Below are 18,856 nucleotides of genomic sequence, written 5' to 3'. Positions count from 1 at the left end.
AAAAATGAGTTATATACCTTATGTAGTTGAAAAAACTGGGCGTGGTGAGAGAAGTTATGATATTTATTCAAGACTTTTAAAAGATAGAATCATCATGTTAAGTGGAGAGATAAATGATGCTGTTGCTTCAACAGTTGTAGCTCAACTTCTATTTTTAGAAGCTGAAGATCCAGATAAAGACATTTATCTATATATCAACTCTCCAGGTGGAGTAGTAACAAGTGGTATGTCAATTTTTGACACTATGAATTATATAAAACCTGATGTTTGTACTATTTGTATAGGACAAGCTGCATCTATGGGTGCATTTTTATTATCTAGTGGAGCAAAAGGTAAAAGATACTCTTTACCAAACTCTAGAATTATGATTCACCAACCTTTAGGTGGTGCTAGAGGACAAGCAACAGATATTCAAATTCAAGCTAAAGAGATACAAAGATTAAAAGATACTTTAAATGGTATTTTAGCAGAGCAAACAGGACAAGATGTTTCTACTATTGAAAAAGATACAGATAGAGACAATTTTATGAGTGCAGAAGAAGCTTGCAAATATGGGCTTATTGATGAAGTGATCTCAAAACACAAATAAGAAAGAGTTATGATTAGAGAAATTATTACATATCCAAATAAATTACTTCGAACAAAATCTGAAAATGTTGTGAAGTTTGATGAAGAACTTCATACTCTTTTAGATGATATGTATGAAACTATGATGAACGCAAATGGAGTAGGACTTGCAGCTATTCAAGTTGCAATTCCTCTTAATGTTTTGATTATAAATATTCCAAATGAGGAAGATATTCAAGATAAAGCTGAATTAATAGAAGCTGTTAATCCAGTAATTACTCATAAAGATGGAGTTCAAATATATAAAGAGGGTTGTCTTAGTGTTCCCGAGTATTATGAAGAAGTTAAAAGAGCAAAACATATAATTGTTGAATATTACAATAGATTTGGAGAAAAACAAACTATGGAATGTGAAGACTTTTTAGCAGTAGCTTGGCAACATGAAATGGAACATCTAACTGGACATCTTTTTATAGAGAATTTGTCTTTCACTAAAAGACAAAAATTTGAAAAAGAGTATAAAAATAGAAAAAAATCTAAAAGATAATTTCTATTTTATATGCTTTTATAAGAAATATTTACTATTAAAACTATTAAAAATGAATTAAAAACTATCCAAATTCCCCAAAATAATGTTTTTTCAAACTTCGAAGCAAAAATATCTTTAAAATGAATTGGACAAGATTTAAAGGCCATAAATATAGCAAAGAATATTGCTAAAATAAAACTATAAATATTTACTTGAGAAAAAATAATTGTAAAGAATACTAAAAATGGTGTAAAAACATTTAAGGCAAATAGCTTACCATAAGATTTTCTTCTTTTATCTCCATTAAAATATCCTACTGTAAAACCACAATTTGGACAAATTGTTCCTAATCTTGATAAAATTTTGTTATTACAATCTGGACAGTCTATAAAATTTGACATAAAATTTCCTAAAATTTTTTGCCAATTATAACTACTATTTTATAAAACTATTTATTTTCATCTCTTAGCCAAATTTCATATGTTTTTGAGATACTTTCTATTTCTTCTTTTGATGCTTTCCTTCTACAAGATAAATATCCATTTTTCCCATCACAAGATACAAAAGGATAAACTGTTGCAAATACCCAATAAAATTCACCATTTTTAGTAGCATTCTTTACATATCCAGTCCAAATTTCACCTTTTTTTACTGTATCCCATAAAGATTTAAATGCAATTTTTGGCATATCTTTATGTCTTACTATACTATGAGGTTGTCCTAAAAGTTCATCTAAAGAATATTCAGCCATTTTACAAAAATCTTGATTTGCAAATTTTATAATACCTTTCTCATCTGTTTCACTAACTAAAAATATATAATCATCTAAAATTTTTTCTTTTTGACTCATAATAACTTCCTTACTAAAAGATTTTATTTTTTGCTTCTTCTAACACTTCAAATGCCATTTCTGATACTTCCTTTGTAATATTATTTACTTGGATAGTTTCTTCTTCATTCTCTTTCGATATTTTTTCTAGAGTAATTATTGCTTGATTTACTTCTTCTATTCCTCTCATTTGCTCATTCGCTGCACTACTTACATTTTGAATAATTTCTAGTGTTTGTGTAATATTTGAAAATAAGTTTTTATATCCTTCTTTCATTTTATTAGAAATTTCTTTTCCTTCATTTGCTTTTAAATTTGCAATATCTACTAGATTTTTTATATCATTTGCAGCTTCAGAACTTTTGTTTGCTAAACTTCTTACTTCTTGTGCCACCACTGCAAATCCTTTTCCTGCTTCTCCAGCTGTTGCTGCTTCTACTGCAGCATTTAAAGAAAGAATATTTGTTTGAAATGATATTTGGTCAATTATAGAAATAGCTTCATTTATTGCTAAAACTTTTGAGTTTATTTCATCCATTGAAAGGTTTGTTTGATTTGTAAGATTATATCCATCCTCAACAGATTTTTTTACAATTTCACCTAAAGAGCTCATTTGCAAAGCATTTTGAGTATTGTTTTTTGTAATATTTGAAATTTTATCAACTGCTTGAGTTGTAAATTCTAAACTATTGGTTTGTTCTAAAAGTTTTGTTGTAAGTTTTTCTATAGATGATTTTAAAACTTTTGAGTTATTATCTAAAATATTTCCATTATCAAGATTTTGTTTTGATTGAGAAGATAGAGTATCTCCTAAAATATTAACACTTTTCATAACTTTTAAAAGTCTTGATTCGTCAATTAATTCTTTTGATATATCTATTCTACTTTTATAATTGTTATTTGTATATGACATTAAAATATTTTCAATATCTTTCATATATTTTTCTAAATCATCTAAAGCTTCATTTATAGTATTTTTTAGAGTATTTATCATAGGATTTGATGTAGTTGATTTGATTCTACATCTAAACACACCTTTTTTTAACTTATCAAAAGTTAAAATACTTTCTCCAATTACTCTCATATCATCTTTATATTTTCCATCAAATTCATCTATTACATCATTTATCTGTTTTGACATTTTAGAAAATTCACAATTACCTTTAATATCTCTTTTTTCAATTTTATTTTGTTTATAAGTAACAAAATTTAAAAACTCTTTAAAGTAAAGTATAAAATTATTTATATTTTTTGTAATTCCTCTTGATGTTATGAAGAATACAAATATTTGAATAATGATTAAAATAATTCCTAAAATAACTATTTTATAAAAAAATTCAAAATATATATCTTTTACATAATCATCTTTATTAATCCCTGGAACAAGCCATACTTTCCATTCTGGAATATATTTATAGAAAATTATTTTATCTTGATTGGTTACATCAGTATAGTATTCAATAATACCGCTATTTTTATCTGATAAAATCTTTTGTATAAAATCTAAGTTTGCTAAATTTTGTCCTTCAATACTTGGATGTATTACTATTTTCCCAGTTTCATCAATAAAATAAACATAACCACTTTTTCCAATTTTTATGCTATTTATTGCATCTTTAAATTCTTTGTTTTCATATGCTTTTGAGCCATTCTTTATAAAAATTGAACTAAGACTATATATGGATGATCCAATAGTTTCTAAATCTTTTTTAATGAGATTATTTATATTTTTATTAGCAATTGTAAATGAAACAGTGATAATAAAAACAAGAGCAGCTATGTTAAAGAACATAGTTAAAAGAAGTTTTTTACTATTAGACATACCCTTTTCCTTAAATTAAGAGAATATTAAAAATTGTATCATAAAAAAAACATTTTTTTGCATTATTTTTATAAATATAGTAAGATAATAAAAATGAATATTAGAAGTGTTTTATGAAGATAATTAAATCCGCAACATTAGAAACCTTAGATGCAACGATAGTTGATGTTGAATCAACTTTTACAAGAGGTATGCCAAATTTTACAATAGTAGGAATGGTAAGTACAAATATAACTGAGTCAAAAGATAGAGTTAAATCAGCTTTATTGGTAAATAATTTTAAATTTCCACCTCTAAAAATAACTGTAAATTTGTCTCCTTCGGAAATATCAAAAAAAGGAACGCATTTTGATTTAAGTATTGCTTTACAAATAGCACTTTTTGATGAGCAAAAATTGAAGTTTGATGATTTTTATTTTTTTGGAGAGTTAGCACTTGATGGAAAAGTAAAAGATACAAGTTTGATTTTTCCTATTGTATTATCTTTAGTTAAAAAAGGTGAGTTAAAAAAAGTTGTTGTTTGTGCAAATAGTGCAGAAAAACTTTCAAATATTCCAAATATTGAAATTTATGTAGTAAATAGTTTGAATAGTGCAATTGAGCTTGTAAAAACTGAAAATAAAGAGAAATTTTTATATAAAAAAGATATATATAAGTATAAATCTTTAGAAATTAATGATAAAAAATATTTTTATGATACGAACTATGTAGAAGATTTTAAAGATGTTTTAGGTCAAGATATGGCTAAGTATGCAGCACTCATATGTGCTAGTGGAAATCATAATTTACTTATGGAAGGAAGTCCTGGTTGTGGTAAATCTATGATAGCAAAAAGATTGCAATATATTTTAACTCCTATGAGTCAAGAAGAGATATTAGAAAAGGCAAAACTTCAAGCATTAGATTTAAAAGATGTAGATTTTTCTCCAATACGAGCCTTTAGAAACCCTCATCATTCAAGTACAAAATCATCAATTTTTGGTGGAGGAAGTTCTAATGCTAAAATGGGTGAAGTAGCACTAAGTAACAATGGGATACTATTTTTTGATGAATTACCACATTTCCCAAGTAATATTTTAGAAGCTTTGAGAGAACCACTTGAAGATAATAAAATTCTTATCTCAAGAGTAAACAATAAGGTTTTATATGAAACAAAATTTATTTTTGTGAGTGCTATGAATCCTTGTCCTTGTGGAAATAAACTCTCTAGTGTTAAAGAGTGTAGATGCAATGAACTTGAAGTCCAAAGGTATAAAAATAGGCTTAGTGAACCATTTTTAGATAGGATTGATTTGTATTTGGTGATGAATGATAGCTTTAGTGATAATAAAAATATCGTAAGTTCAGCTGAACTTCACGAAAGTGTTATAAAAGCCTTTATCAAACAAAAAAATAGAGGACAAAAAGAGTTAAATGGAAAACTAAGCGATGAAGATATAAAAAAGTATTGTATTTTAGATGATGAAAGTAAAGAAATACTTGAAAAAGCAAGGATAAATTACTCTCTATCTTTTAGAAGTATAAATAAAGTTTTAAAAGTAGCACGAACTATTGCAGACTTGAATAACAATGAGATTATCACTAAAAGTGATTTATTAAAAAGTTTAAATTTTAGAAGAAGGTAAAAATATATTTTGATATAATCTATCATAAAAATACTAATTAGTTTTAAAGTAAGATCTTATAGAGGAGAATTATAAATGAATGATAAAAATATTTTATTAGAATTAAAGATAAGTTCAGAAGGATTAGTTGTTGGAATGTTAATTTGTATGTTTGCAATATTTCTAGGATTTTATTTGATATTTTTTACTAAACAAATTATGTCATTTTTACTTGGGTTATTATTTGTTATTTTTTTTATATATAAACTTCTTGATATTTGGTTCTTTAAAAGAGTAATTTTTATAAATTATTGTGTTATTAAAGAGTGGAAAGTATTTGGAAAAATTTATTTTAATAAAATTAAATATAAAAATTTAAAAGTAGTAATTGCTAAAAGAGGTCTTGTAATTAAGTCTTTTGTTTTTAAAAATAAAAAACATAATTTTTTTAAAAGATTATTTTGTTTTGGAGTTGATTTATTTCTTACAAAAGAAGCAAATATAGAGAAAATGAAAGATATTTTAATAGAAAAGAAAGTATTAAAGGGAGACGAATATGGCTGGTAATGATATTAAACATATAGAGAATTATAAAAGTCAATTAACTTCTCTTGTTCATAACATCATTGTTGGGAATGTATGAATTATCTTTCTAGTACTAAAAAATCTCAAAATGATAAATTTTATAATTCTTGTATATCTCATCTTGAAAAATATTTGAACATTCATTTGAAAGAATAAATTTGGATAAAAAATATTAAAAATAAAGCCTTATAGAAATTATGTTACTATTATAACTATTTATTTAAAAAGGCAAATAATGACAAAATGTGGATATGTTTCAGTTGTAGGACGACCAAATGCAGGTAAAAGTTCACTTCTAAATTGGTTAGTTGGTGAAAAAATAGCGATGGTTTCACACAAAGCAAATGCTACAAGAAAAAGATCAAATATTATAGTTATGCACGAAGATGACCAAATTATATTTGTAGATACTCCAGGAATTCACGAAACAGAAAAACTTTTAAATCAGTTTATGTTAGATGAAGCACTAAAAGCTATGGGTGATTGTGATTTAATACTATTTTTAGCTCCTGTTACTGATAGTTTAAAATATTATGAAGATTTTTTACAAAAAAATACAAAAAATACAAAACATATACTACTTTTAACAAAAATAGATTTTATAAACAATGATGAACTTATGGTGAAACTAAAAGAGTATGAAAAATATCAAGATAAATATGAAGCAATGATACCAATATCTATAAAAAGAGCTACAAAAAAATCTGATATTTTAGATGAGGTTGTAAAATATTTACCGGTTCATCCCTATTTATTTGATCCAGAAATTATGACAACAGAACATTTAAGAGATATATATAAAGAGTTTATAAGAGAGTCGATTTTTGAAAATATTAGTGATGAAATACCTTATGAAGCTGATGTTGTAGTAAATAAAGTTGAAGAAAAAGCAAATGTTGATGTTGTAAAAGCAACTATAATTGTTCAAAAAGATACTCAAAAAGGTATGATTATAGGAAAAGGTGCAACTGCAATAAAAAGAATAGGTAAAGATGCTAGAATAAAAATTGAAAAACTTACAGGGAAAAAGTGTTTTTTAGAACTTTTTGTAAGTGTTAAAAAGAATTGGACAAAAAATAAAGAAGCTCTAAAATCTATGGGATATGAAATAGAGAATTAATCTTAGTTTCAAATTTATTTTAATATACTTCAAATGGTCGCTCCATATTTTTTAAGGTATAAATATGACACCATTTGTCTTATCTAAAGATATTTTGATTATTGAGCTTGAAACTAGCGAAAAGATAAATGATAAATATCTAAAAAGTTTTATTCAATTTAATCTAAAACTAAAAAATATAAGTTTAAATCAAAATGATATAATCTATATCAATTTTATTGAAAATATCAAAGAATATCAACTTTTTATAGTAACTAATGGTTTTAAATTCTTTGAATTTGAGGTTTTTCATACATATATTGATAAAAATTCAAATGGGTTCACCCTTTTTATTTGTCAAGACTTTTTTATTATCTTTAAAAACACTAACCTTTATTATTACCAAAAAATAAGCCAAAATATAAATGAATATGATTTCTTACAGTTTTTAGAAAAAAGATTTAAGATAAAAATAGAAAAAATTTATCAAATTAGCCCAGATATATTAAAAAATTTGAAGATAGAATTTTTAAAAAACTTTTCAAAGAAACACTATAAAGAACCTTTGAAAAAGTTTGAATTAAAAAAAGATTTTAGTTTTTATATTTATATATTTTATCTGTTTATAGTGATTTATTTTGCTTTTTACTATTTTCAAAATATTAAAAAATATGAAGAAAAAGAGCAAAATATAGTAAAAATTGAAGATATAAAAGAAAAATATTCTTTTATCAGTTTTGAAGAGAGATTTTATAAAATCTTAGAAAATATTGATAAAAACAGACTTACTCTTATCTCATTTGAATTTAGACAAAATAGGGCAAAAATAGTTATAAATCATAAAAATAAAGATAATATCAACCTTTTTTTAGAAAGTTGTGGAAATGTACTCACTTCCTCTATAAATTTCTTAGATGATAGTAAAAAATTTGAGGCTATAATTGATGTTGAATTTACTCAAAAATAGATTTGAAACAAGTAGTTTAAAGATAAAAATAGAGTTATATATTTTGCCAATATTGGTTTTGATTTTATTATATATTCTAAATTATGAAGAAAATAATGATGAATTTTTACAAGACAAAAATATAGAGTTGATAAGTTTTGAAAATAAAAGATATGATAAATCAACATTAGAACTTTTAAATAATATTGAAGAAATAGCTAAACAAAGTAATGTTCTTATCCAAAAAAGTGAAAATAGTAAAGATGAGATATTTTTTCAAGCGAAATCAAGAAAAGAAGATTTAGCTAATTTCCTACATAAAATTGAAATTTTAAATAATTTTACAAATATTTATAGTTTAAGCTTAAGAAAAATTGAATCTGATGTATATTTGTTTGACTTAAGAATTGATATCTCAAAATTTTTTATTAAAAAAATAAAAGAAAAAGTAATAAATAATGAAAGTACAAAAACAATTATAGAATTTGAAGGACAACAAGATTTAGATAATCATAAAAAAATAGATTTTAAAATTGATGCAATTATAGGAAAATATGCTTTTATAAATGATACTTGGATTGAGTTAAATGGAACTATACAAGGATACAAACTAGATTTTATAAGTCAAGATTTTGTTTTATTAAAAAAAGATGATGAAATTATAAAATTGGAGGTAAATAGTATTGAGTATCTTAAAAGTTTTAATTGATTACTCTATCTTTGAAAAATATGATAGAAAATATTTTATAAATAATTTGATTATTCCTATTTATGAAGATAGTATTAGTTTAAAATTTGGAGTTTGTCAAAAATCTAATTTATCATCTATAAAAAATGATTTTGTAAAAGTTTTGAATTTTATTGAAATTGATGAATTAGAAATTTTATTTGTTTTCGCAAATTTAGAAAGTAGAGAAAAACTTTATAAAATTGCACAAAAATCAATCATTCAAAATAGTACAGAAAAATATACATCACAATTTTTAGATGAGCTTATTTTGTACTCAATAGAACAAAGAGCCAGTGATATTCATATTGAAAAATTTAAAGATTTAGTATTATTTAAATTTAGAGTTGATGGTAGATTGAAAATATTTTTTAGTTTTGAAGCTGAGTTTTTTAAAATATTTTCATCTTTTGTAAAGCTTATTTCAAATCTTGATATAACACAAACACGTTTATCTCTTGATGGTAGATTCTCACGATATATAGATGATAGAAAGTATGATTTTAGACTTTCAACTATGCCAACAATAGATGCTGAATCAATAGTTTTAAGAATTTTGGATAATAAAAATATAGATAAAAATCTTCAAACTTTAGGCTTAAGTGAAGATATTTATAATACTCTTTTAAATGTACTAAAACTTACACAAGGTTTGATTTTAATATCTGGACCAACAGGAAGTGGAAAAACTACAACCTTATATTCAATTTTAAAAGAGTTAAATAGTGATGAAAAAAAGATAATTACCGTTGAAGACCCAATAGAATATAAAATAGATAGTATAAATCAAATACCTATAAATAATAAAATAGGGCTTAGTTTTGAATTAGTTTTGAAAAATATTTTAAGGCAAGATCCTGATATTATATTTATTGGAGAAATAAGAGATAAGTTTTCACTTGATATTGCATTACAAGCTTCTCTTACAGGACATTTGGTATTAGCTAGTATTCACTCTTCAAATTGTTTGGAAACAATTACCAGATTGATTGATTTAAAGGCAGATCCTTTTTTGATTTCTACAACTTTAAAAGTTATTATGGCACAAAGATTGGTTTTGACTTATTGTAAAGAGTGTATGGCAAAAGGTTGTAGAAAGTGTAATTTTACAAAATTTTATGATAGAAGTTCCATAGCTGAAATTTTAAAAGTTGATGAAAAAATATCATCTTTGATATTTCAAAAAGCAAGTTTAAATGAGTTTAGGGATTATTTAAAAGCTATAAATTTTAAAACAATGCTTGATGATGGAAAAGAAAAAGTTGGAAATAATTTTACAAGTTTAGAAGAAGTTTATAAAGTAGTAAATTTTTAATGAAAAAATATAAAATTAAATATCAAGAAAATGGAGAAATAAAAAGTAAAGTTGTAACAATCATTGAACTTGAAAAACAAAATATATCAAAAAATATTTTAGAAGTAATTGAACAAAAAAGTTTTAGTTTTAGTAAAAAAATCACTATTAATGATAAAAGTTTAAGAAATCTTTTTTATGAGTTAAATTTGATGCTAAAAGCAAATATAAATATAAGTGAATCTTTAGAAATTTTGATAAAAAATAGAAAAGATAAGAATATTATTGAGTTTTTGCAAACAATTAATTATGCATTATCAAATTCAAAGCCTATCATAAAAGAATTAGAAAAATTTAAAATAGATGAAAATATAAAAGCTTTTTTGAATATATCTCAAAATAGTTCTAACATTGATCTAAATTTTGAATCTATATATTCTTTTTTAGATGAGTCTTTATTAATAAAAAAAAGTTTTTACAAAGCTATTTCTTATCCAATATTTTTAACTTTAAGTTTTTTTATCTCTATAATATCGATATTTTTAATAGTAATACCAAATTTTAAATCTATCTTTATGCAAATAGAGAGTAATTTACCTCTTGCTACAAGAATTTTACTTAAACTTGAATACTTTTTTTCAGAATTTTATGTACTATTAATTTTAATACCAGTTTTACTTATAATACTGTTTAAGCTTTTTTATAATTATAGTAAAAGCTTTAGTTCTTTTGTAACCAAGATGTTACTAAATAATATACCAATTATAAGTAATATATACTTGAATTTCGAGCTTTATAAGCTATTTTTAGTTATAGATATAATGCAAAAATCAAAATATGAATTTCACAAGGCTTTTCAAACTTCTCATCTTTTATTAAAAAATAAATATTTGTTGGATAAAATATGTAGTATCAATAATTTACTAGAAAATGGAAAAACTATTAGCTACTCATTTAGTAAATCAAAAATTTTTGATGATATTGTTTTAAATCTTTTAACAACAGGAGAAGTTTCAAACTCTTTGGAACTTACTATTTGTGAAATTAAAAAGATTTATAAGAATAGATTTGATGAGAGTATAAATTTTTTAATCTTATTGATACAACCAATATTTTTAATATTTATGGCGTGTTTGATTCTTTTCATTGTAATTGCAATATTTACACCCATTTGGGATATGGGAAATATCATTATATAAAAAGGAGAAGTCTTGATTAATTGTTATGTAAAGAAAGAGAATAGATTAAGTGTAATAGAAGGCTTAGATTTTTTAGATAATATAGAAGATAGAAAAAGTGTAATTTGGATAGATATGTTTCTTCCTACTTTACAAGAAGTAAAGGCTGTAGAAAAAATATTTAGTATAGAGTTTCCAACAAAACAAGAAAGTGAAGAGATAGAATTAAGTTCTAGATACTGGGAAGAAAATAGTAGAATTGAAATAAATAGTTATTTTTTAATTAATGATAAAAAAGATCCTGTTAATGAGACTGTTTCTTTTATATTACAAGAAGATTTACTTATAAGCATAAGATATAAAAAACTAGCAAGTTTTAATACTTCTATTAAGAAACTTCTTGCAAGTCCAAGAGAATATAAAACTGGATATTCTATATTTTCTCAAATTATAGATATACGAATTGATGCTGATGCTGATATTATAGAAAATCTTAGTAAAGATATTACGAATATTAGAAAACAAGCTTTTGATAATGAAATAGATAAAAAAGATATATTAGAACAGATGTCAGCTTTTGAGAATTTAAATATGAAAATTAGAGAAAATCTTACTGATAAACAAAGAATATTGAATTCTCTTTTAAAATCTCAACATGTAGTTGAAAATAGGGAAGATTTACAAATTATGATAAAAGATATAAGATCTTTAGTTGATCATACAAATTTTAATTTTGAAAGACTTGATTACTTACAAAATATTTTTGTGGGACTTTTAAATACAGAACAAAATAAAGTTATTAAAATATTTACAATTGTAAATGTTATCTTTCTTCCACCAACATTGGTTGCTAGTATATATGGAATGAACTTTGATATTATGCCAGAGCTTAACTGGGATTATGGATATATTTTCTCAATAGGAATTATGCTCCTATCTGCTATTACACCTTTGATAATCTTTAAGAAAAAAGGTTGGATATAAAAAATAAAAGGAATAAGTTATTATGAATAAAGAATTAGAGTTTGAAAATTCAATTAAAAATATTTTAGAATATATTGGAGAAGATGTAAATAGAGAAGGTTTACTTGATACTCCAAAAAGAGTTAGAAAGGCTTTTGAATTTATGTGTAGTGGATATACTCAAAATCCAAAAGAGATTATTCAAAAAGCACTTTTTACATCTACAAATGATGAAATGGTAGTGGTAAAAGATATAGAGTTTTATTCTTTTTGTGAACATCATATGTTGCCTATTATTGGAAAAGCACATGTTGCTTATATTCCAGACGGAAAAGTTGTTGGACTTAGTAAAATTCCAAGAGTTGTAGATGTATTCGCAAGAAGACTTCAAATTCAAGAACAAATGACAGAGCAAATTTGTGAAGCTTTAAATGAATATTTAAAACCAAAAGGTGTTGCAGTTATGATTGATGCAAGACATATGTGTATGGAAATGCGTGGAGTTGAAAAAATATGTTCAACAACAGTAACTTCATCTTTAAGAGGGTTATTTAAAAGTGATAAAAAAACAAAAGATGAGTTTTTATCAATAGTTTCTTCATCTTTTAGAAAATAAGGAATAGATTTTTTCTATTTCTTATAATTTAGAATATATCAAAAGTACTTCTATCTGAAATTCTATCTAGTTTTCTAGGTGTAGTTCTATTTTCATTTACTATTTCTTTATTGAATTTTGAGATAGTATTTTTTACATTTGCTAAGAATATTGGTTTGTCTTTTGAATCAAGTCCTTCTACCTTAGGTTGTTTTAAAACTTTCATAGGATCAATAGCTACACCATTTTTATACATACCTAAATGTAAATGTGGTCCAGAACTAAGCCCTGTTGTTCCAACATATCCTATATGAGTACCTTTTTTTATATTCATTCCTGATCTAATACCTTTTGCAAATCCATTTTGATGTGCATAAAGAGTTTTATATCCATTTTGATGGTTTATAATTATAGTTTTCCCATAACCACCTTGTGTTCCAACAAATTCAACTCTTCCATCAGCCGCAGCATATATATTTCTTCCTTTAGGAGCTGCAAAATCTGTTCCTAAATGTGCTCTGTATCGCTTTAAAACAGGATGATACCTTTTGTTTGTAAAAGGACTTGAAATTCTTGTATATGTTAGAGGTATTTGAAAAAGGTAAGTTTTTGTAAATCCAACTCCATTTTCATCATAGTATTTATCATCTTTTTCATTTTTAAATCTGTAATATGATTTTCCATTTATTTGTACCATAGCAGATTTAATATCTGGCATTCCATGAAGCTTTCCTAGATATGTTTTTTGTTTATATTCAACAGCTATAAAATCACCTTTTTTCATTTTTTTAAAATCAACTCCAGAAAATAAAGCATTTATAATTGCTGATATTGCTACATCACCAGTTGCTTTTTGAATATCACTAGAAATTGATTCTGTAATTGGTATAGCAAACATTTCAGAGCTTTCTGTATAATTTATAGGTAGGGTTTGAAATCTAAAAGTATTTGATGAATCTTTATAGATATGAAGTTGCATATCAAGTGAAACAGGGATTAAAACTTGTGAAAAACTTCCATCATCTTCTGTATATAAATAAAATCTATTATTTGTTTGAATTTCACTACAAAGTTCTTTATCCTCTTTATCTAAGTCATAGTACAATTTTAAAGGGATATTGTTTTTTTCTAAAAATGTTAAAAAGTTCTCACCTTTTGGCCATGATAATTCTTCAACTTGTGCTGAATATAAAAAATTTATGAGAAATATGATAGATAATAAAATTTTTTTCATAAGTAAGTAATCCCTTTTTATTAAAAAATTAGGACGAATATTATATAATAATAAAACTTAAAATGATAAATGGAGTGGGACTTGTTAAAAATATTAGTTTTAATTTTTCTATCAATAAACCTTTTCGCAAATGATATTTTTGAACTTTATAGAACAAAAGGTATCAATGCTGTAGAAGATAAGTTAGAAAAAAGTTTAAAAGATACTGGTACATGGGAAAAATATCTAGAAAATAAAAATGTAGATTTTGGTTTTTATGAAACTAAAAAATATATAATTGTTGCTCAAAAAGATAATAAAAAAATAACTTTATATGAAAAAGATAAAGATGATTTTAAAAAAGTGTCAAATGACAATATTATCATTGGAGAAAAAGAGGGTGATAAATTTCTTGAAGGAGATAAAAGAACTCCAGAAGGTGCTTATGAGTTAGTTCAAAAAAGAACTGGACTTGATCAATTTTATGGGCCATTTGCTTTGGTTACAGCTTATCCAGATAATTTTGATAAAAGCTTAAATAAAAAAGGGCATGGAATCTGGATTCATGGTATGCCATTAAATGGTGAAAGAGAAAAATTCACACAAGGTTGTATCGCTTTAGATAATGATAAATTAGAAGCTTTAGAAAAAAATATTGATTATAAAAAAGCAGTATTACTTACAACTAATGAATCTTTTCAAAAAGCAAAAAAAAGTGAAATTGCTTTAATCTTAAGTACAATATATAAATGGAAAGATGCATGGAAATATTCAAAAATTGATGAATATTTATCTTATTATTCAAAAGATTTCAAAAGAGCTGATAGAAGTGATTTTAATTCTTTTAAAACACAAAAAACAAGAATTTTTGAGAAAAATGAGTCTAAAACTATTAATTTATTTAATATAGATATATCTCCATATCCAAACTCTTTAGGTAAAAGAATGTATAAAGTTATTATGGATGAAGAATATTTTAGTCCAACAGTTAAATTTGTTGGTAAAAAAGAACTTTTTTTAGAGATAGTTAATAATAAAGTTCAAATTCTAACAGAGGATTAAAAGCAAATTTAACTCTTTTTTAGATACAATCTGCCTTAAATTCAATAACCAAATTTAAGGCGAAAAATGCAAAAAAAAGAGATGAATATTCAAGAAATAGCACTTGCACACTCTTTAACTTTAGAAGAGTTTGAAAATATAAAAGAAATTTTAGGAAGAGAACCAAACTACGTAGAAATTGGTATCTTCTCTGCTATGTGGAGCGAACACTGCTCATATAAATCAAGTAAAAAATATTTAAGTGGTTTTCCAACATCTGCCCCATGGGTTATTCAAGGTCCAGGAGAAAATGCTGGAGTTATAGATATAGGTGATGGATATGCTGCTGTATTTAAAATGGAATCACATAATCACCCAAGTTTTATAGAACCTTATCAAGGAGCCGCAACTGGTGTTGGTGGGATTTTAAGAGACGTATTTACAATGGGTGCTAGACCAGTTGCAAGTATGAATTCTATTAGATTTGCTTCAATTGAAGGAAATAGTGAAACTGCAAAAAAGCATAGATATCTATTAAAAGGAGTTGTTGCAGGAATTGGTGGATATGGAAATTGTATGGGAGTTCCTACAATTGGAGGAGAAACAACTTTTGAAGAGTGCTATGCTGGAAACAATCTTGTAAATGCCTTTACTTTAGGTTTAGCAAAATCAGATGAAATTTTTTATGGACGAGCTGAAGGTATAGGGAATCCTGTTATTTATGTAGGAAGTAAAACTGGACGTGATGGACTAGGTGGAGCTGTTATGAGTTCTGCATCTTTTACAGAAGATAGTGAAAGTAAAAGACCAACAGTTCAAGTAGGAGATCCATTTACTGAAAAATTATTACTTGAAGCTTGTTTAGAACTATTTAAAAAAGATTTAATTATTGGTATCCAAGATATGGGAGCTGCAGGACTTACATCATCTTCTTTTGAAATGGCAGGAAGAAGTGGTTCTGGAATGATTATGCATTTAGATAAAGTTCCAGCACGTGAAGAAGGAATGACTCCTTATGATTTTATGTTAAGTGAATCTCAAGAAAGAATGCTAATTTGTGCTAAAAAAGGTTGTGAACAACAAATAATTGATATTTTCCAAAAATGGGAATTAGATGTTGCTGTTATTGGTGAAGTTACTAATACAGGCAATATGGAGTTATTTTGGCATGGTGAAATAGTTGCAAATATTCCAGTTCAACCTGTATCAGAACAAGCACCAGTTTTAGATAGACCAGTAAGTGAACCAGAATATTTAAAAAATATTGCAAATGTATCTTTAGATAAACAAATTTCAAACCAAATTGCTTTTGATGAACTTTTCTCTGATATGGAAGTTGTAGATAAGTCTTGGATTTATAGTCAATTTGATTCAATGGTACAAACAAATACTATAAAAAGACCAGGAAGTCTTGATTGTTCTACAATTAGAGTTAAAGAAACAGGAAGAGCTTTAAGTATGAGTGCTGATTGTAATACAAGATTTTGTTATATAAATCCACAATTAGGAGCAGCAGCTGCAGTTATGGAAAGTGGAAGAAATGTAGCAATGAGTGGAGCAGTTCCAAAAGCAATTACAGATTGTTTAAATTTTGGGAACCCTACAAATCCAGAAGTTATGTGGCAATTTAAAGAGAGTTGTGAAGGTATAAAAAATGCTTGTAGAACTCTAAATACACCAGTTATTGGTGGAAATGTATCATTGTATAATGAAACAAATGGTGTTAGTGTATTTCCAACTCCTTCAATTGCAATGGTTGGAATAAATGAAGATGCAAATAATGTATTACCTTCTAAAATTCAAGAAAATGGAAATGTTTTATATCTTTTAGGAGATACTTATAGTGAGTTTGGTGGATCTTTATATCTTAAAAAAATGTATGGAAAAGTTGCAGGAATTCACCCAAAAGTTGATTTTGAAAAAGAGTTGGCTTTATGGAATACTGTTATTGAAGCAAATCAAAATAAACTTCTAAAATCTGCAAAAGATATAAATCTTGGAGGAGTTGCTATATCTTTAGCAAAAATGGCTGTTGTTGGAAATATTGGAGTTGAAGTAAATATATCATTAGAAGATAATAAAGATATTTTTAGTGAAAGTTTAAGTAGAGCAATAGTTGAAGTAAACCCAAAAAATTGTGAATCTTTTGAAAAAATAGCTTCTAAAAATGGTGTTTCTTATGTTGCTATTGGAAAAACTGGTGGAGATAAAATCATAATAAATGATATTTACAAAGAACTAAATAAATTAAGTCAAATTTACTTTAATAGATTTAAAGAAGTAATACAACAAGATCAATAAAAACTTTAAAAAACTAGAATAAGGGAAAGTATGAGAGCATTAATTAGTGTAAGTGATAAAAGTGGAGTCGTAAATTTTGCAAAAGAGCTTGTAAAATTAGGTTATGAAATTATTTCAACTGGTGGGACTTATAGTAAGTTAAAAGAAGAAGGTGTTGCAGTTATTGAAGCAAATGAGGTTACAAAGTTTCCAGAGTGTTTTGAAGGAAGAGTAAAAACTCTAAATCCATATATTCATGGTGGGATTTTACACAGAAGAGATAAACAATCACATATAGATCAAGCAAAAGAGTTAGGTGTTGAAGGGATAGATTTAGTTTGTGTAAATTTATATCCATTTAAAGCAACTATTGAAAAAACAGATGATTTTGAAGAAATAATTGAAAATATTGATATTGGTGGACCAGCAATGGTTAGAAGCGCTGCTAAAAATTTTGATTCAGTTATTATTGTTACAGATGTTGCTGATTATGATTTAGTATTGAATAATCTTAAAAATAATACAAATACTGTAGATTTTAGAAGAGATTTAATGATAAAAGCTTATGAACATACGGCTAGTTATGATTCAATGATTGCAAACTATATGAATAGAAGATTTAATAATGGTTTTGGAGCAAAACAATTTATTGTTGGAAGTAAAGTATTTGATACAAGATATGGGGAAAATCCTCATCAAAAAGGTGCTTTATATGAGTTTGATAAACAATTTTCTAATAAATTTAAAATTGTAAAAGGAGAACCTAGTTTCAACAACATGGGAGATATTAGTGGAGCTGCAAAAATAGCTGCTGCTTTTGGAAAAGATAAAGCAATTTGTATAGTAAAACATGGAAATCCATGTGGTTTTGCAATAAAAGATACACTTTTCGATTCTTACGTTGAAGCACTTAAATGTGATCCAGTTTCTGCTTTTGGTGGAGTGGTTGCTGTTAATGGAACTGTTGATAAAGAGTTAGCAGAAAAGATGAATGAAATATTTTTAGAAGTTATTTTTGCAGCAAAATTTACTTCTGAAGCAGTAGCTGTTTTTGAAGGTAAAAAAAGAATTAAACTTTTTGAGCAAGGGACAGAATATCTAGAATTATCAAATGATGAAATTGACTTTAAACGAGTTGATGGTGGATTTGTATATCAAGATGCTGATAAAGTTTTAGATGATGAAGTTAAAAATTCAAAACTTATGTCAAAAAGAAGTGCAACAGAGCAAGAAATAAAAGATATGGAAATAGCATATAAAATAGCAAGTTTAACAAAATCAAATTGTGTAGTTTATGTAAAAAATTCTGCAATGGTTGCTGTTGGTATGGGTATGACTTCTAGAGTTGATGCTTCAAAAGCAGCTTTAAGAAAAGCTAATGATATGGGGCTTGATGTTACTGGAGCAGTATTAGCAAGTGAAGCTTTTTTCCCTTTTAGAGATAGTATTGATGAAGCACAAAAAGCAGGTGTTAAATGTGTAATAGAGCCAGGTGGTAGTATTCGTGATGATGAAATTATCGAAGCTGCAAATGAATATGGTATGGCTTTATATTTTTCAGGTATTAGACATTTCTTACACTAA

18 protein-coding genes are annotated in these 18,856 nt (G+C 25.6%); 14 read left to right on the top strand and 4 right to left on the bottom strand.

Annotation, left to right across the window (positions count from 1 at the left end; all coding sequences use genetic code 11):
- The first annotated feature begins 4 nt into the window (after positions 1-4).
- Both clpP and def read left to right on the top strand, forming a co-directional pair.
- Entirely contained in the window at positions 5-589 is a 585-nt protein-coding gene (clpP, locus tag ALANTH_RS08605; RefSeq protein WP_026808141.1) for an ATP-dependent Clp endopeptidase proteolytic subunit ClpP, read from the top strand.
- A gap of 9 nt (positions 590-598) precedes the next feature.
- A complete protein-coding gene (def, locus tag ALANTH_RS08600) occupies positions 599-1,114 on the top strand; it encodes a peptide deformylase (RefSeq protein WP_026808140.1) in 516 nt (171 codons plus the stop codon).
- A gap of 8 nt (positions 1,115-1,122) precedes the next feature.
- On the opposite strand, the gene ALANTH_RS08595 is transcribed toward def, so the two are convergent.
- Genes ALANTH_RS08595 through ALANTH_RS08585 form a run of 3 tightly spaced genes read right to left on the bottom strand, consistent with a single transcriptional unit; the run spans position 1,123 to position 3,747 of the window.
- Positions 1,123-1,497 (bottom strand): hypothetical protein, encoded by a 375-nt coding sequence (locus tag ALANTH_RS08595; RefSeq protein ID WP_026808139.1) that lies wholly within the window; start codon positions 1,495-1,497, stop codon positions 1,123-1,125.
- Between the two features lie 47 nt (positions 1,498-1,544).
- Positions 1,545-1,946, bottom strand: coding sequence for a PAS domain-containing protein (locus ALANTH_RS08590; RefSeq protein ID WP_034236946.1), 402 nt, complete (start codon positions 1,944-1,946; stop codon positions 1,545-1,547).
- Positions 1,947-1,959: 13 nt separating this feature from the next.
- Positions 1,960-3,747, bottom strand: coding sequence for a methyl-accepting chemotaxis protein (locus ALANTH_RS08585; protein ID WP_081801336.1), 1,788 nt, complete (start codon positions 3,745-3,747; stop codon positions 1,960-1,962).
- 113 nt (positions 3,748-3,860) lie between these two features.
- Here ALANTH_RS08585 and ALANTH_RS08580 point away from each other — a divergent pair, with 113 nt between their 5' ends.
- From ALANTH_RS08580 to folE, 9 genes are all read left to right on the top strand, one after another.
- A complete protein-coding gene (locus ALANTH_RS08580; RefSeq protein ID WP_026808138.1) occupies positions 3,861-5,372 on the top strand; it encodes a YifB family Mg chelatase-like AAA ATPase in 1,512 nt (503 codons plus the stop codon).
- 75 nt (positions 5,373-5,447) lie between these two features.
- On the top strand, positions 5,448-5,918 hold the full coding sequence (locus tag ALANTH_RS08575) for a hypothetical protein (protein ID WP_026808137.1): 471 nt from the start codon (positions 5,448-5,450) through the stop codon (positions 5,916-5,918).
- 253 nt (positions 5,919-6,171) lie between these two features.
- Positions 6,172-7,056: a GTPase Era gene (gene era / locus ALANTH_RS08570; RefSeq protein WP_026804808.1), complete on the top strand. Its 885-nt coding sequence runs from the start codon at positions 6,172-6,174 to the stop codon at positions 7,054-7,056.
- A 64-nt stretch (positions 7,057-7,120) separates the two neighbouring features.
- Entirely contained in the window at positions 7,121-8,002 is an 882-nt protein-coding gene (locus tag ALANTH_RS08565) for a hypothetical protein (RefSeq protein ID WP_026808136.1), read from the top strand.
- On the top strand, positions 7,980-8,690 hold the full coding sequence (locus tag ALANTH_RS08560; RefSeq protein WP_026808135.1) for a hypothetical protein: 711 nt from the start codon (positions 7,980-7,982) through the stop codon (positions 8,688-8,690). The genes ALANTH_RS08565 and ALANTH_RS08560 overlap by 23 nt, the downstream gene beginning before the upstream one ends.
- Positions 8,665-10,023, top strand: a complete 1,359-nt coding sequence (locus ALANTH_RS08555; protein WP_026808134.1) for a GspE/PulE family protein — start codon at positions 8,665-8,667, stop codon at positions 10,021-10,023. The genes ALANTH_RS08560 and ALANTH_RS08555 overlap by 26 nt, the downstream gene beginning before the upstream one ends.
- Entirely contained in the window at positions 10,023-11,201 is a 1,179-nt protein-coding gene (locus ALANTH_RS08550) for a type II secretion system F family protein (RefSeq protein WP_026808133.1), read from the top strand. The genes ALANTH_RS08555 and ALANTH_RS08550 overlap by 1 nt, the downstream gene beginning before the upstream one ends.
- Before the next feature lie 12 nt (positions 11,202-11,213).
- A complete protein-coding gene (gene corA, locus ALANTH_RS08545) occupies positions 11,214-12,164 on the top strand; it encodes a magnesium/cobalt transporter CorA (RefSeq protein WP_026804803.1) in 951 nt (316 codons plus the stop codon).
- A 22-nt stretch (positions 12,165-12,186) separates the two neighbouring features.
- Positions 12,187-12,759, top strand: coding sequence for a GTP cyclohydrolase I FolE (gene folE, locus ALANTH_RS08540; protein ID WP_026804802.1), 573 nt, complete (start codon positions 12,187-12,189; stop codon positions 12,757-12,759).
- Positions 12,760-12,787: 28 nt separating this feature from the next.
- Here the strand turns inward: folE and ALANTH_RS08535 are convergent, their stop codons facing one another.
- A complete protein-coding gene (locus tag ALANTH_RS08535) occupies positions 12,788-13,972 on the bottom strand; it encodes a peptidoglycan DD-metalloendopeptidase family protein (RefSeq protein WP_026808132.1) in 1,185 nt (394 codons plus the stop codon).
- An 81-nt stretch (positions 13,973-14,053) separates the two neighbouring features.
- On the opposite strand from ALANTH_RS08535, the gene ALANTH_RS08530 reads away from it, so the two are divergent.
- The 3 genes from ALANTH_RS08530 (at position 14,054) to purH (ending at position 18,856) form a co-directional block, all read left to right on the top strand.
- The gene (locus ALANTH_RS08530; protein ID WP_228131142.1) at positions 14,054-15,013 is read left to right on the top strand and encodes a L,D-transpeptidase family protein; all 960 of its coding nucleotides are present in this window, start codon (positions 14,054-14,056) and stop codon (positions 15,011-15,013) included.
- A gap of 66 nt (positions 15,014-15,079) precedes the next feature.
- Positions 15,080-17,293, top strand: coding sequence for a phosphoribosylformylglycinamidine synthase subunit PurL (gene purL, locus ALANTH_RS08525; RefSeq protein ID WP_026808131.1), 2,214 nt, complete (start codon positions 15,080-15,082; stop codon positions 17,291-17,293).
- Between the two features lie 30 nt (positions 17,294-17,323).
- On the top strand, positions 17,324-18,856 hold the full coding sequence (purH, locus tag ALANTH_RS08520) for a bifunctional phosphoribosylaminoimidazolecarboxamide formyltransferase/IMP cyclohydrolase (protein WP_026808130.1): 1,533 nt from the start codon (positions 17,324-17,326) through the stop codon (positions 18,854-18,856).

The organism is Aliarcobacter lanthieri (assembly GCF_013201625.1).
Taxonomy (GTDB): Bacteria; Campylobacterota; Campylobacteria; order Campylobacterales; family Arcobacteraceae; genus Aliarcobacter; species Aliarcobacter lanthieri.
Note: the sequence above shows the minus strand (reverse complement) of the source record. Positions and strands in the feature narration are given on the sequence as shown.